This is a genomic window from Salmonella sp. SSDFZ54, assembly GCF_004010735.1.
Classification (GTDB): Bacteria; Pseudomonadota; Gammaproteobacteria; order Enterobacterales; family Enterobacteriaceae; genus Salmonella; species Salmonella enterica.
The window spans coordinates 165,427-178,184 of sequence record NZ_CP034819.1 but is presented as its reverse complement, the minus strand read 5'-3'; the positions used below and the strand labels follow the sequence as shown (position 1 = coordinate 178,184).

Annotated in this window: 15 protein-coding genes, 1 tRNA gene and 1 pseudogene; 11 read left to right on the top strand and 6 right to left on the bottom strand. The window is 58.2% G+C overall.

The genetic code is table 11. The features are described 5' to 3' along the window. Positions 1-4 precede the first annotated feature (4 nt). From napC to EOS97_RS00820, 9 genes are read left to right on the top strand one after another with little or no spacing between them, the layout of a single operon-like run. Positions 5-607, top strand: a complete 603-nt coding sequence (gene napC / locus EOS97_RS00860) for a cytochrome c-type protein NapC (RefSeq protein WP_000431778.1) — start codon at positions 5-7, stop codon at positions 605-607. A 20-nt stretch (positions 608-627) separates the two neighbouring features. Then, positions 628-1,245, top strand: a complete 618-nt coding sequence (gene ccmA, locus EOS97_RS00855) for a cytochrome c biogenesis heme-transporting ATPase CcmA (RefSeq protein WP_023242830.1) — start codon at positions 628-630, stop codon at positions 1,243-1,245. Further along, entirely contained in the window at positions 1,242-1,901 is a 660-nt protein-coding gene (gene ccmB, locus EOS97_RS00850; RefSeq protein ID WP_000990028.1) for a heme exporter protein CcmB, read from the top strand. The genes ccmA and ccmB overlap by 4 nt, the downstream gene beginning before the upstream one ends. A gap of 51 nt (positions 1,902-1,952) precedes the next feature. Beyond that, on the top strand, positions 1,953-2,690 hold the full coding sequence (locus EOS97_RS00845) for a heme ABC transporter permease (protein ID WP_000265999.1): 738 nt from the start codon (positions 1,953-1,955) through the stop codon (positions 2,688-2,690). Further along, on the top strand, positions 2,687-2,899 hold the full coding sequence (ccmD, locus tag EOS97_RS00840) for a heme exporter protein CcmD (protein ID WP_000074108.1): 213 nt from the start codon (positions 2,687-2,689) through the stop codon (positions 2,897-2,899). The genes EOS97_RS00845 and ccmD overlap by 4 nt, the downstream gene beginning before the upstream one ends. Next, positions 2,896-3,375, top strand: a complete 480-nt coding sequence (gene ccmE / locus EOS97_RS00835) for a cytochrome c maturation protein CcmE (protein ID WP_001053613.1) — start codon at positions 2,896-2,898, stop codon at positions 3,373-3,375. The genes ccmD and ccmE overlap by 4 nt, the downstream gene beginning before the upstream one ends. After that, positions 3,372-5,303 carry a heme lyase CcmF/NrfE family subunit gene (locus EOS97_RS00830; protein WP_039521875.1) on the top strand — a complete coding sequence of 644 codons (1,932 nt, stop codon included), beginning with the start codon at positions 3,372-3,374 and terminating at the stop codon, positions 5,301-5,303. Before ccmE ends, EOS97_RS00830 begins: the two co-directional genes overlap by 4 nt. Further along, on the top strand, positions 5,300-5,857 hold the full coding sequence (dsbE, locus tag EOS97_RS00825; protein WP_000828299.1) for a thiol:disulfide interchange protein DsbE: 558 nt from the start codon (positions 5,300-5,302) through the stop codon (positions 5,855-5,857). Before EOS97_RS00830 ends, dsbE begins: the two co-directional genes overlap by 4 nt. Then, positions 5,854-6,897 carry a cytochrome c-type biogenesis protein CcmH gene (locus EOS97_RS00820; protein WP_053521161.1) on the top strand — a complete coding sequence of 348 codons (1,044 nt, stop codon included), beginning with the start codon at positions 5,854-5,856 and terminating at the stop codon, positions 6,895-6,897. Before dsbE ends, EOS97_RS00820 begins: the two co-directional genes overlap by 4 nt. 43 nt (positions 6,898-6,940) lie before the next feature. On the opposite strand, the gene narP is transcribed toward EOS97_RS00820, so the two are convergent. Beyond that, entirely contained in the window at positions 6,941-7,588 is a 648-nt protein-coding gene (gene narP / locus EOS97_RS00815; RefSeq protein WP_001115500.1) for a nitrate/nitrite response regulator protein NarP, read from the bottom strand. Between the two features lie 818 nt (positions 7,589-8,406). Between narP and pagL the strand changes: the two genes are divergently transcribed. Then, positions 8,407-8,970: a lipid A 3-O-deacylase PagL gene (pagL, locus tag EOS97_RS00800; protein WP_000281868.1), complete on the top strand. Its 564-nt coding sequence runs from the start codon at positions 8,407-8,409 to the stop codon at positions 8,968-8,970. A gap of 191 nt (positions 8,971-9,161) precedes the next feature. Here the strand turns inward: pagL and EOS97_RS00795 are convergent, their stop codons facing one another. The 5 genes and pseudogenes from EOS97_RS00795 to EOS97_RS00780 form a co-directional block, all read right to left on the bottom strand. Continuing rightward, the gene (locus tag EOS97_RS00795) at positions 9,162-9,350 is read right to left on the bottom strand and encodes a DinI-like family protein (RefSeq protein WP_001727474.1); all 189 of its coding nucleotides are present in this window, start codon (positions 9,348-9,350) and stop codon (positions 9,162-9,164) included. After that, positions 9,344-9,436: pseudogene (locus EOS97_RS27000) on the bottom strand (hypothetical protein); the annotation flags it as partial. The gene EOS97_RS00795 and the pseudogene EOS97_RS27000, both read right to left, overlap by 7 nt. Further along, a tRNA-Pro gene (locus EOS97_RS00790) sits at positions 9,392-9,468 on the bottom strand. The gene EOS97_RS00790 and the pseudogene EOS97_RS27000, both read right to left, overlap by 45 nt. A gap of 73 nt (positions 9,469-9,541) precedes the next feature. Then, complete coding sequence (yejM, locus tag EOS97_RS00785; RefSeq protein WP_000256155.1) at positions 9,542-11,302, bottom strand: LPS biosynthesis-modulating metalloenzyme YejM; 1,761 nt, start codon at positions 11,300-11,302, stop codon at positions 9,542-9,544. Between the two features lie 31 nt (positions 11,303-11,333). Next, complete coding sequence (locus EOS97_RS00780; protein WP_001135904.1) at positions 11,334-11,561, bottom strand: YejL family protein; 228 nt, start codon at positions 11,559-11,561, stop codon at positions 11,334-11,336. A gap of 179 nt (positions 11,562-11,740) precedes the next feature. Between EOS97_RS00780 and yejK the strand changes: the two genes are divergently transcribed. Next, positions 11,741-12,748 carry a nucleoid-associated protein YejK gene (gene yejK, locus EOS97_RS00775; protein ID WP_000050804.1) on the top strand — a complete coding sequence of 336 codons (1,008 nt, stop codon included), beginning with the start codon at positions 11,741-11,743 and terminating at the stop codon, positions 12,746-12,748. The last annotated feature ends 10 nt before the right edge of the window (positions 12,749-12,758 follow it).

Genomic DNA, 12,758 nt, shown 5'->3' with positions numbered 1-12,758 from the left:
CATTATGGAAAATTCTAACCGTAAACCCGGCTGGATAAAGCGCGTCTGGCGATGGTGGCGCAGCCCCAGCCGCCTGGCGTTGGGGACGCTGCTGTTAATCGGTTTTATCGGCGGCATCATCTTCTGGGGCGGCTTCAATACCGGAATGGAAAAGGCTAACACCGAAGAGTTTTGTATTAGCTGCCATGAAATGCGCAACACGGTGTATGAGGAGTATATGGAAACCGTCCACTACAACAACCGTAGCGGCGTTCGTGCCACCTGTCCTGACTGCCATGTGCCGCATGAGTGGGGGCCGAAGATGATCCGTAAGATCAAAGCCAGTAAAGAGCTGTACGCGAAGGTATTTGGGCTGATAGATACACCGCAGAAATTTGAAGCTCATCGCCTGACAATGGCACAAAATGAGTGGCGGCGCATGAAAGACAACAACTCGCAGGAATGCCGTAACTGCCACAATTTCGACTTTATGGATCTGACCGCGCAAAAAGGCGTCGCGGCGAAAATGCACGATCAGGCGGTAAAAGACGGACAGACCTGTATCGATTGCCACAAAGGGATCGCGCATAAACTGCCGGATATGCGTGATGTTAAACCAGGTTTCTGACAGGACGTTGATGAGTGGGAATGCTTGAAGCCAGAGATCTGTACTGCGAGCGGGACGAGAGGACGCTGTTTCGCGGGCTGTCGTTCACCGTGGAGGCCGGGGAGTGGGTGCAGGTTACCGGCGGCAACGGCGCCGGAAAAACCACCCTGCTGCGCCTGCTGACCGGGCTGGCGCGCCCGGACGGCGGGGAGGTGTACTGGCAGGGCGAGCCCCTGCGCCGCGTGCGCGACAGCTTCCATCGCAGCCTGCTGTGGATAGGACACCAGCCGGGGATAAAAACCCGCCTGACGGCGCGGGAGAACCTGCACTTCTTCCACCCCGGCGACGGCGCGCGTCTCCCGGAGGCGCTGGCGCAGGCCGGGCTGGCGGGATTTGAGGACGTGCCGGTCGCCCGGCTCTCGGCCGGGCAGCAGCGCCGGGTGGCGCTGGCCCGCCTGTGGCTGACCCGCGCCGCGCTGTGGGTGCTCGACGAGCCGTTCACCGCCATTGACGTTAACGGCGTGGCGCGCCTCACCCGGCGGATGGCGGCGCACACGGCGCAGGGCGGGATGGTCATTCTCACCACCCACCAGCCGCTGCCGGGGGCCGCGGACACCGTCCGCCGCCTGGCGCTGACCGGCGGGGAGGCCGGGCTGTGATGTGGCGTGTCTTCTGTCTCGAACTGCGCGTGGCGTTCCGCCACGGCGCGGACATCGCCGGCCCGCTGTGGTTCTTCCTGATGGTCATCACCCTGTTTCCGTTAAGCGTCGGGCCGCAGCCGCAGCTGCTGGCGCGTATCGCGCCGGGCATCATCCAGGTGGCGGCGCTGCTGGCCTCGCTGCTGGCGCTGGAGCGGCTGTTTCGCGACGACCTGCAGGACGGCAGCCTGGAGCAGCTGATGCTGCTGCCGGTGCCGCTGCCGGCGGTGGTACTGGCGAAGGTGCTGGCCCACTGGGCGGTGACCGGCCTGCCGCTGATTATGCTCTCCCCGCTGGTGGCGCTGCTGCTGGGGATGGACGTGTACGGCTGGAAAATCATGGCGCTGACGCTGCTGCTCGGCACGCCGGCGCTGGGGTTTCTCGCCGCGCCGGGCGTTGCGCTGACGGCCGGGCTGCGGCGCGGCGGCGTCCTGCTGGGCATTCTGGTGCTGCCGCTGAGTGTCCCGGTGCTGATTTTCGCCGCCGCGGCGATGGACGCGGCATCGATGCATTTACCCGCTGACGGCTATCTGGCGGTGCTGGGGGCGCTGCTGGCGGGCAGCGCGACGTTAAGCCCGTTCGCCACCGCGGCGGCGCTGCGCCTCAGCGTGCAGTAGCGCCCCGGCGCGACGGACATTTTACTGGTTTCAGGAGGTCAGGTGACGACTATGTGGAAAACCCTTCATCAGCTGGCGGCGCCGCCCCGGCTGTATCAGATTTGCGGCAGGCTCGTGCCGTGGCTGGCGGCGGCCGGCATCATCGCGCTGGCCACCGGCTGGGTCCGGGGCTTTGGTTTCGCCCCGGCGGACTACCAGCAGGGGGAGGGCTACCGCATTATGTACCTGCATGTCCCGGCGGCCATCTGGTCAATGGGTATCTATGCGGCGATGGCGGTGGCGGCGTTTACCGGGCTGGTCTGGCAGATGAAAATGGCCACCCTTGCCGTCGCGGCGATGGCGCCGGTGGGGGCGGTGTACACCTTCATCGCGCTGGTCACCGGCGCGGCATGGGGCAAACCGATGTGGGGCACCTGGTGGGTGTGGGACGCGCGCCTGACCTCGGAGCTGGTGCTGCTGTTTCTCTACGCCGGGGTCATCGCCCTGTGGCACGCCTTTGACGACCGTAAAATGGCCGGGCGCGCGGCGGGCATTCTGGTGCTGGTCGGCGTGGTGAACCTGCCGGTTATCCACTATTCCGTCGAGTGGTGGAACACCCTGCACCAGGGCTCGACGCGGATGCAGCAGAGTATCGACCCGGCGATGCGCTCGCCGCTGCGCTGGGCCATCGCCGGCTACCTGCTGCTCTTTATGACGCTGGCGCTGATGCGGATGCGCAACCTGATTTTACTGATGGAAAAACGCCGCCCGTGGGTGAGCGAACTGATACTGAAAAGGGGGCACCGGTGAGTCCGGCATTTTCATCGTGGAGCGATTTTTTCGCCATGGGCGGGTACGCCTTTTTTGTCTGGCTGGCGGTGGCGATGACCGTGGCGCCGCTGGCGCTGCTGGCGCTGCACACGGTGCTGCAGCGCCGGGCCATTCTGCGCGGCGTGGCGCAGCAGCAGGCGCGCGAGGCGCGGATGCGTGCCGCACAGGCGCAACAGGAGGCGGCGTGAACCTGCGACGTAAAAACCGGCTATGGGTGGTCTGCGCGGTGCTGGCGGGCCTGGGGCTGACCACCGCCCTGGTCCTGTACGCGCTGCGCGCGAATATCGACCTGTTCTATACCCCCGGCGAAATCCTCTACGGCAAGCGCGAGACGCAGCATCTGCCGGCGGCGGGCCAGCGCCTGCGCGTCGGCGGGATGGTGATGCCCGGCAGCGTCAGGCGCGACCCGGACTCGCTGAAGGTGAACTTCAGCCTCTACGACGCCGAAGGGTCGGTGACGGTGAGCTATGAGGGGATACTGCCGGACCTGTTCCGCGAGGGGCAGGGGGTGGTGGTGCAGGGCACCCTGGAGAAGGGCAACCACGTCCTGGCGCACGAGGTGCTGGCCAAGCATGACGAGAACTACACCCCGCCGGAAGTGGAAAAGGCGATGCAGGAAAACCACCGCCGCCCGCAACGCGCTGATAAGGACACCTCATCATGATGCCTGAATACGGCCACGCGCTGCTGTGCCTGGCGCTCGGCGTGGCGCTGCTGCTGTCCGTTTACCCGCTGTGGGGCGTGGCGCGCGGCGACGCGCGGATGATGGCGTCGGCCGGGGTGTTCGCCTGGCTGCTGTTCATCTGCGTGGCGGGCGCGTTTTTCGTGCTGGTGCACGCCTTTGTGGTTAACGACTTCACCGTGGCCTATGTCGCCGGCAACTCGAACACGCAGCTGCCGGTGTGGTACCGGGTGGCCGCCACCTGGGGGGCGCACGAGGGCTCGCTGCTGCTGTGGGTGCTGCTGATGAGCGGCTGGACCCTGGCGGTGGCGGTGTTCAGCCGGCCGGTGCCGGCGGATATCGTCGCCCGGGTGCTGGCGGTGATGGGGATGGTCTGCGCCGGTTTTCTGGCGTTCATCCTGTTCACTTCCGGCCCGTTCGCCCGCACGCTGCCGGCCTTTCCGGTGGAGGGGCGCGACCTGAACCCGCTGCTGCAGGACCCGGGGCTGATTTTCCACCCGCCGCTGCTGTACATGGGCTATGTCGGCTTCTCGGTGGCCTTCGCCTTCGCCATCGCCGCGCTGCTGAGCGGGCGTCTGGACAGCGCGTTCACCCGTTTTGCCCGCCCGTGGACGCTGGCGGCGTGGGTGTTCCTGACGCTGGGCATCGTGCTCGGCTCGGCGTGGGCCTACTACGAGCTGGGCTGGGGCGGCTGGTGGTTCTGGGACCCGGTGGAGAACGCCTCCTTTATGCCGTGGCTGGCGGGCACCGCCCTGCTGCACTCGCTGGCGGTCACGGAACAGCGCGCCGGCTTCAAGGCGTGGACGCTGCTGCTGTCCATCTGCGCCTTCTCGCTGTGCCTGCTGGGCACCTTCCTGGTGCGCTCCGGGGTGCTGGTGTCGGTGCACGCCTTCGCCTCCGACCCGGCGCGCGGAATGTTTATCCTCGCCTTTATGGTGCTGGTCACCGGCGGCTCGCTGCTGCTGTTCGCGGTGCGCGGGCACAGGGTGCGTTCGCGGGTGAACAACACGCTGTGGTCGCGCGAGTCGCTGCTGCTCGGCAACAACGTCCTGCTGATGGCCGCCATGCTGGTGGTGCTGCTGGGCACCCTGCTGCCGCTGGTGCACAAACAGCTGGGGCTGGGCAGCATTTCGGTGGGGGAGCCGTTCTTTAACACCATGTTCACCTGGCTGATGGTCCCCTTTGCCCTGCTGCTGGGAGTGGGGCCGCTGGTGCGCTGGGGCCGGGACCGGCCGCGTAACATCAGGAAACTGCTGCTCACCGCCCTGGTCTCCACCCTGGTGCTGTCGGTACTTTTGCCATGGCTGCTGGAAGATAAAATCATCGCCATGACGGCGGTGGGGATGGCGATGGCCTGCTGGATTGCGGTGCTGGCGGTGGCCGAAGCCGTACAGCGCGTGTCCCGCGGCACGAAAACCTCTCTCAGCTACTGGGGAATGGTGGCGGCGCACCTCGGGCTGGCGGTGACGATTACCGGCATCGCCTTCAGCCAGAATTACAGCGTGGAGCGTGACGTGCGGATGCGGGCGGGCGACAGCGTGACCATTCACGACTACCGCTTCACCTTCCGGGAGGTGAGGGACATCACCGGCCCCAACTACCGCGGCGGGGTGGCCCTCATCGGGGTGACGCGCCACGGCGAGCCGGAGGCGGTGCTGCACGCGGAGAAACGGCTCTACAACACCAGCCGGATGGTGATGACCGAGGCGGCGATTGACGGCGGGCTGACCCGCGACCTGTACGCCGCGCTCGGGGAGGAGCTGGACAACGGCGCGTGGGCCGTGCGCCTGTATTACAAACCGTTTGTCCGCTGGATATGGGCCGGGGGACTGCTGATGGCGCTGGGCGGGCTGCTGTGCCTGGCGGACCCGCGCTACCGCCGCCGTAAACCATTGCCGGAGGCCGGATGAAACGCAACGTACTGTTATTACCGCTGCTGATTTTTCTGCTGATTGCCGCGGCGCTGCTGTGGCAGCTGGCGCGCAACGCGCAGGGGGATGACCCGACGAATCTCGAATCGGCACTGACCGGAAAGCCGGTGCCGGCGTTCCGCCTGGAATCGCTGGAGACGCCGGGTCAGTACTACCAGGCGGAGGTGCTGACGCAGGGGAAACCGGTGCTGCTTAACGTCTGGGCCACCTGGTGCCCGACCTGCCGCGCCGAGCATCAGTACCTGAACCGGCTGGCCGCGCAGGGTATCCGGGTGGTGGGGCTGAACTATAAGGACGACCGGGCGAAGGCGGTGGCCTGGTTAAAGGAACTGGGCAACCCGTATGCGCTGAGTTTATCGGACAGCGACGGGATGCTGGGGCTGGACCTGGGCGTGTACGGCGCGCCGGAAACCTTCCTCATCGACGGCAGGGGGATTATCCGCTACCGCCATGCGGGCGATTTGAATGCCCGGGTATGGGAAAGTGAACTGAAACCGCTGTGGGACAGATACAGCCGGGAGGCGGCGCAATGAGACTGTTACCGGGCATGGTGATGCTGATGCTGGCGCTGGTTATCGCCGGGTCAGCGCGGGCAACCACCGACGTGATGCCGTTTAAAGATGAAGCGCAGGAGCAGCAGTTCCGCCAGCTCACGGAGCAGCTGCGCTGCCCGAAATGCCAGAACAACAGCATTGCGGACTCGAACGCGATGATAGCCACCGACATGCGCCGCAGGGTGTATGACCTGATGCAGGAGGGGAAGAGCCGCCAGGAAATCATCGATTACATGGTGGCGCGCTACGGCAACTTTGTCACCTACGACCCGCCGCTGACCCCGCTGACGGTGCTGCTGTGGGTGCTGCCGCTGGCCGCCATCGTGGCGGGCGGGTGGATAATCGTCGCCCGCACGCGCCGGCGGGTGCGCCTGCGCCGGGAGCCGCTGCCGGCGGACACCCCGGTTTGCGGCGCGCGCGCCGGGTGGGGCGTTTACGTGCCGGGGGCCGTCATTGCGCTGGCGGTCGGCGCCGGCAGCTACGCCCTGACCGGCAGCTATCCGCAGGTGAGGGCCTGGCAGCAGGCAACGGCGCAGACGCCGGGACTGCTGGCGCGGGCGCTGGACCCGCAGGCGCAGCCGCTGAATGAGGAGGAGATGGCGCGGCTGGCGCTGGGGCTGCGCACCCGCCTGCAGAATGATGCCGGCAATGTTGAGGGCTGGCTCATGCTGGGGCGCACCGGTATGGTACTGGGTAATGCCGGTACCGCCACCGGGGCCTATGCGAACGCTTACCGTCTGGACCCGAAAAACAGCGATGCGGCGCTGGGCTACGCGGAGGCGCTGACGCGCTCGTCCGACCCGGAGGATAACCGCCGCGGCGGGGAGCTGCTGCGCCGGCTGGTGAGCCGCGACCACACGGATATCCGGGTGTTAAGCCTGTATGCGTTCAGCGCCTTTGAGCAGCAGCGCTTTGGCGAGGCGGTGGCGGCCTGGGAGATGATGCTGAAGCTGCTGCCGGCGGGTGACGCCCGGCGGGCGGTGATAGAGCGCAGTATCCGGCTGGCGCAGGAGAAATAATGCCCTGACGGCCCGGTGGCGAGGCGCCATCGGGCCTGGCTTGTTACTGCATTCCGCGTGTTTGTAAAAATAGAATGGTCGCCGCGACGCGCGAGCGCACGTTTAGTTTGCGAAGTAGATTACGAATGTGCACCTTAACCGTCTGCTCAGAAATATTCAGTACTGACGCAATCTGTTTGTTAGAAAGCCCCTGCGCCAGCTCATGCAAGACATCTAACTCTCGTTCGGTCAGGATACTAAAGGGATCTTCCTGCGCGCCAAACCGTTCGCGCTCACGCAGATATTCATTGACCCGATCGCTAAAGACTTTACCGCCGTTAGCACCTTTGCGAATGGCCTCCAGCAACACTTCCGGATCGCTATCTTTGAGCAGATAACCGTCGGCGCCGGCGTCGATCAGCGCGTAGATGTCGCTGGCGGAATCCGAGACGGTAAGAATAATAATTTGCGCCGTCACACCATCCCGGCGTAGCGCGTTCAGGGTATCTAACCCGCTCAGACCTTTCATATTCAGATCCAGCAGGATCAGATCGGGCTCAATGCGATTCGCCAGATCGATCGCACTCGCCCCGTCACCCGCTTCGGCAACGACATAAAAAGCCGGGTCCAGTTCCAGTAATTGACGAATACCTCGCCGCATAAGTGGATGGTCGTCCACAATAAGCACCTGAAAAGGTGTTACTTCAGGCATGCTATATCTCCTGAGTTTTATTAGAATGATTATTGTTTTCAGCGCGGAAATCGTCCAGATTTGCCACATTGTCAAGCGCGTAAATTTTACCTTAATTAGTGCATGGGTAAGTAGTAAAACCTGTGACAGGCGAGTCATTAGCTGAACGATAGAAAGGATAAAACAACCCGTTGTGAGAGAAAACAGAATACTCCCTGAAGTTGAATACTGGTCTGGGCGCTTTTTTCGGACAATGTGACATAACAGAAGTGTGGCATATGTTGCTGCGCCCTTGCACCCGTAAGTCCAGACTATCTTTACTGGCAGGAAACTCCTTATTAAAAGTCATAGCGTCTAAAGCTTTTCATTATTAACAAATTATTTTAATTGAATTTATTTATGGTTTTATTAATGTCAATGAAATACATCTGAGCAGAACGAATAAACCGCGACATCTGTTAAATTAAATATTAAGTCAATAGCAGAGGTATTTTTATGCGATAAAGAGATTCTGACGATATTCTTATCATAAATGAAAATGTGGTCAGGAATGAGAGTCATTCACTTATAACTTATCCTGGATGTGCCTGAACAACACTCGCGGCGTTTTGAGCACCCGTTGGGGCGACTCAAGGGGAGAGCGTAGTGAGTATGTTTTGATTTCTGCACACAGTCCATGTCCAGCCTGTTTGCATCAAAAATGCTGGTTGGAGTAATTATGAAAATAATATTAATACTGGATGCTATATCAGCCGTTTCTGTGAGCGTAAGCGTGGCGTAGAAAATTTTAAATATGTTAGCCGGTTAAAAATAACTATTGACATTGAAATGGTGGTGGAGTGTATATGAAGAGAATATTTATATATATATTATTACTTTGTGCATTCGCATGTTCTGCTAATGATAATGTTTTTTTTGGCAAGGGCAACAAGCATCAGATCTCTTTTGCTGCGGGAGAAAGTATAAGAAGAGGAGGGGTTGAGCACTTATATACGGCTTTTCTGACATACAGTGAACCCAGCGATTTTTTCTTTTTACAGGCAAGAAATAATCTGGAGTTAGGAGGATTTAAGGCTAAGGGTAGCGATGATTGCAGTAAACATTCTGGCAGCGTTCCCTGCAATAAATATAACCAGGGCGTATTGGGTATCTCGAAGGATGTGGCGCTGGTTCATTTCGCTGGTATCTATACCGGTATTGGTCTGGGGGCTTATATAAAATCTAAGTCGCGAGATGATATGCGTGTCAATTCTGCATTTACCTTTGGAGAAAAAGCGTTTCTTGGCTGGAACTTTGGGGCTTTTTCTACAGAAGCTTATATCCGGCATTTCTCGAATGGATCACTCACGGATAAAAATTCAGGGCATAATTTTGTAGGTGCTTCAATTAGTTATAATTTCTGAAGTTGAATAACAATTAGCGAGTTGCTGGCTGAAGGAGTAATTCATTACCGTACGTTGTCTACAAAACGTGTTGTGAATAGCCGATCATTATCGACCCTATGGCGACAGGGAGGCTAATTGTTAGTAACAAAGAAGTGGTAAGCTGTTTACCTTACCAGAACGTTTTATTATTGCTGCGACAGATTGCTTACTCATTTACCTGCCACTGCAAACATTTCTTCCAGCATAGGGTGTAGATGCGCTTTTTCTGTTTTAGTGCAAACATGGTTTACGTTATTTGCCTGCATTGACTTTACGTTGACCACTGCACAAGAAAGGTGTCCGATCAGTTCATGTAAAATAACGTCTCTGGCATCAGCTAACTTTTTAATTGTAGGCATAAAAAAACCAGCCCTGAGAGGCTGGTTTTTAAGGGGAATTTTGGTCGGCACGAGAGGATTTGAACCTCCGACCCCCGACACCCCATGACGGTGCGCTACCAGGCTGCGCTACGTGCCGACTTGTGGGTGCTAATACTACCTCTTTCCAACGCGAATGCAAGGGGAAACGGTGCTAACTGATTTATAATTAATCAGTTAGCGATAAAACGTTTCTCTTCTGTTAGCACTTGCAGCAGCAGACTGAGCTGCGGCTTCTGATCTTTGATCTTCTCGCCGTGTAAGTCATAGGTCTGATAATGACCGTTATTATTGAGCACCAGAGTCATTTGCGGCGTCGTGATTGCCAGCGTACTGCCGTCTGCCGCCGTTACCCAGTTATGACGACGTGGAACGGTAAAGATGTCCTGGCCCTGTGAATATTCGTTCGCTGGCGTGCTGACATGTAACAGGCGTTGCATCAACGTGGTCATCACATCGGTATGATCGGTAAGCACATTAATACGCTGCGCAGGCGTCCCCGGCCAGTGGATCACCAGCGGTACTTGCAGATGACCTTGCGACCAGTCGAAGCGATTTTCTTCCGGCGTCAACGGTATGCCGCGTCCTGCGGTAATGATCACGACGGTATTGTCGAATTTACCGGCCTCTCGCAGCGCGTTCAGAACCCGATTGATTTGCGCATCCACGTCGCTGGCGGCGCTGGCGTAACGCTTAACAAAATTCTTCTGATTACTGTCATCAATGTTAGTACCGTTAAACGATACCCATGAGAACCAGCGGTTATCTTCCTGTGCGTAGCGTCCAAGCCAGTCTATCCACTGGCTGGCCGTTTGCGCATCAGACTGCGTCTGCGCTGTCGGCATCGAGAAATCGGACAGTAATGCCTGACGGTAAAGCGGGCTGGCGAAGCCATCCGAAGAAAACAGTCCCAGTTGGTAGCCTTGCTGATTCAACGCGGTAATGAGCGCCGCAGGGGTTCTGGTGGATAACACGCCATCCATATAGCCTGGCGATATGCCATAGAACAGGCCGAAAATACCGTTATCAGTGGTATTCCCTGAACTCATATGACGGGTGAAGTCGATGTTTTGCTCGGCAAATGTAGCCAGCTCCGGCATCTGCTTCTCAAAGCGAGAATAGTTCAGGCCGTCTACGGTAATGAGCAGCACATTCTGACCGGTGCCCATATCGCGATAGTGCAAATTGCTGAGCGGGTACTGTACGGAGACCGCTTCCGGATTGCCTTGCTCTACCAGACGGCGCTGATATTCCTGCGCATCCAGCAGACCGTGTTTTTCAAGAAAACGTCGCGCCGTCATCGGATAAGAGAGCGGCAGGTTTGCCCGCTGCATGGTAATCGGCCGGTAAAAATTAGCGTCTGCCCAGATGTAGATAAGATGCGATGCGATAAAGGAGACGAAAAAGAATGCCGCAAGCGGCCTTGCGAAATGGCGGCGGCGCGTAAGACTGCGCAGCTTTTGCCAACTCCATGTCGCAAATAGCATCTCAATCAATAAGATAACCGGCACGCTAATAAACATAAGCTGCCAGTCGCGCGCCATTTCGTTCTGGTCAGGGTTGATGACCAGCTCCCAGACAATGGGATTAAGATGCAGGTGAAAACGGGTAAAGACTTCGCTGTCGATAAGCAACAACGTCATACCCGCGGTCGCCAGAATGGCTGATAAAAACCGCATCAGCCGCTGGGACATCACGATAAACGTGAGCGGAAAAAGAATAAGCAAATAGGTGGCGAACACCAGAAAGCTAAAGTGCCCGACAATGCTCAGGTAGGAGTATATGCGACCCGCAAGCGTTGTCGGCCAGTCGGCGACAAACAGGTAACGGCTGCCGAGCAACGTAGCCAACAGTATATTGAACAGAGCGAACCAGTGCCCCCAGCTAACCATCTGGGAGACTTTTTCACGGTAGCGCTGACGATGAGTTACCATACCTGTCGCTTGTTTCTCCGGAGTCGGCTTTTTAGTGCGCGTTGTCTTCGCTAATCGAAGACTGCAAGGCGCGGGCAAAAGAGTTCGCAATCGCCTGGCGTTGAGCCGGCGCAACGCTGGTGTTGATAAGGTTGGTGACCATATTTCCCAGCACCATCAGGGAAAGATCGGTCGGCGCCTTATGTTTTTCCAGTACACTGAGCAGTTCGCTCAGCAGTTGTTCAACATGTTCATCACTATAGCGGGAGAGTTGTGGCATAAATCAAAATCTGTTTGTTCATGAAAGGGCAACATATTACCGTAGCAACAGTTTTTTTTCTGCATTTTTATCCCCTAAATCATTCGCGTTACGGATAACACCTGAAATGACAGGGCGATTGCTTGCGTCTTCCGGCAGGCGGTGGTTGAATACCGCCCGGTCTTAAAGGAGAGTTTATCATGAGTCTGGATATCAACCAGATTGCCCTGCACCAGCTTATCAAGCGCGATGAGCAAAATCTTGAGCTGGTCTTGCGCGATTCATTGCTGGAGCCGACAACCACCGTTGTCGAGATGGTGGCTGAACTGCATCGGGTCTATAGCGCCAAGAATAAGGCGTATGGCCTGTTTAATGAAGAGAGTGAACTGGCGCAAGCGCTGCGGTTGCAACGTCAGGGGGAAGAAGATTTTCTTGCCTTTAGCCGGGCGGCGACCGGACGCCTGCGTGACGAACTGGCGAAATATCCCTTTGCGGACGGCGGCATTGTATTGTTCTGCCATTATCGCTACCTGGCGGTGGAGTATCTGCTGGTTACGGTACTGAACAACCTGAGCAGTATGCGGGTCAATGAAAATCTGGACATTAACCCGACGCATTATCTTGATATCAACCATGCGGATATCGTGGCGCGTATCGATCTTACCGAGTGGGAAACTAATCCGCAATCGACCCGCTACCTGACGTTTCTCAAAGGTCGGGTAGGGCGCAAGGTCGCTGACTTCTTTATGGATTTCCTCGGCGCCAGCGAAGGGTTGAACGCCAAAGCGCAGAATCGCGGCCTGTTGCAGGCAGTGGATGATTTCACCGCAGAAGCGCAGTTGGATAAAGCAGAACGTCAGAACGTGCGTCAGCAGGTGTACAGCTACTGCAACGAGCAGTTACAAGCCGGGGAAGAGATTGAGCTGGAATCGCTGTCTAAAGAGCTTTCCGGCGTCAGTGAAGTCAGCTTCAGCGAATTTACCGCCGAAAAAGGCTATGAGCTGGAAGAGAGCTTTCCGGCGGATCGCAGTACGCTGCGCCAGCTAACCAAATATGCCGGCAGCGGCGGCGGGTTAACGATTAACTTTGATGCGATGCTGCTGGGCGAGCGGATTTTCTGGGACCCGGCGACCGATACCCTGACTATCAAAGGGACGCCGCCGAATCTGCGCGACCAGTTGCAGCGACGCTCGTCGGGCGGGAAATAGAGGCATACGA

Excerpts from the sequence above, each read along its gene's own strand:
- yejM (WP_000256155.1), bottom strand. The coding sequence starts at position 11,302 with ATGGTAACTCATCGTCAGCGCTACCGTGAAAAAGTCTCCCAGATGGTT.
- EOS97_RS00795 (WP_001727474.1), bottom strand. The coding sequence starts at position 9,350 with ATGCCTACAATTAAAAAGTTAGCTGATGCCAGAGACGTTATTTTACAT.
- EOS97_RS00820 (WP_053521161.1), top strand. The coding sequence starts at position 5,854 with ATGAGACTGTTACCGGGCATGGTGATGCTGATGCTGGCGCTGGTTATC.
- dsbE (WP_000828299.1), top strand. The coding sequence starts at position 5,300 with ATGAAACGCAACGTACTGTTATTACCGCTGCTGATTTTTCTGCTGATT.
- yejK (WP_000050804.1), top strand. The coding sequence starts at position 11,741 with ATGAGTCTGGATATCAACCAGATTGCCCTGCACCAGCTTATCAAGCGC.
- EOS97_RS00830 (WP_039521875.1), top strand. The coding sequence starts at position 3,372 with ATGATGCCTGAATACGGCCACGCGCTGCTGTGCCTGGCGCTCGGCGTG.
- EOS97_RS00780 (WP_001135904.1), bottom strand. The coding sequence starts at position 11,561 with ATGCCACAACTCTCCCGCTATAGTGATGAACATGTTGAACAACTGCTG.
- EOS97_RS00845 (WP_000265999.1), top strand. The coding sequence starts at position 1,953 with ATGTGGAAAACCCTTCATCAGCTGGCGGCGCCGCCCCGGCTGTATCAG.
- narP (WP_001115500.1), bottom strand. The coding sequence starts at position 7,588 with ATGCCTGAAGTAACACCTTTTCAGGTGCTTATTGTGGACGACCATCCA.
- napC (WP_000431778.1), top strand. The coding sequence starts at position 5 with ATGGAAAATTCTAACCGTAAACCCGGCTGGATAAAGCGCGTCTGGCGA.
- ccmA (WP_023242830.1), top strand. The coding sequence starts at position 628 with ATGCTTGAAGCCAGAGATCTGTACTGCGAGCGGGACGAGAGGACGCTG.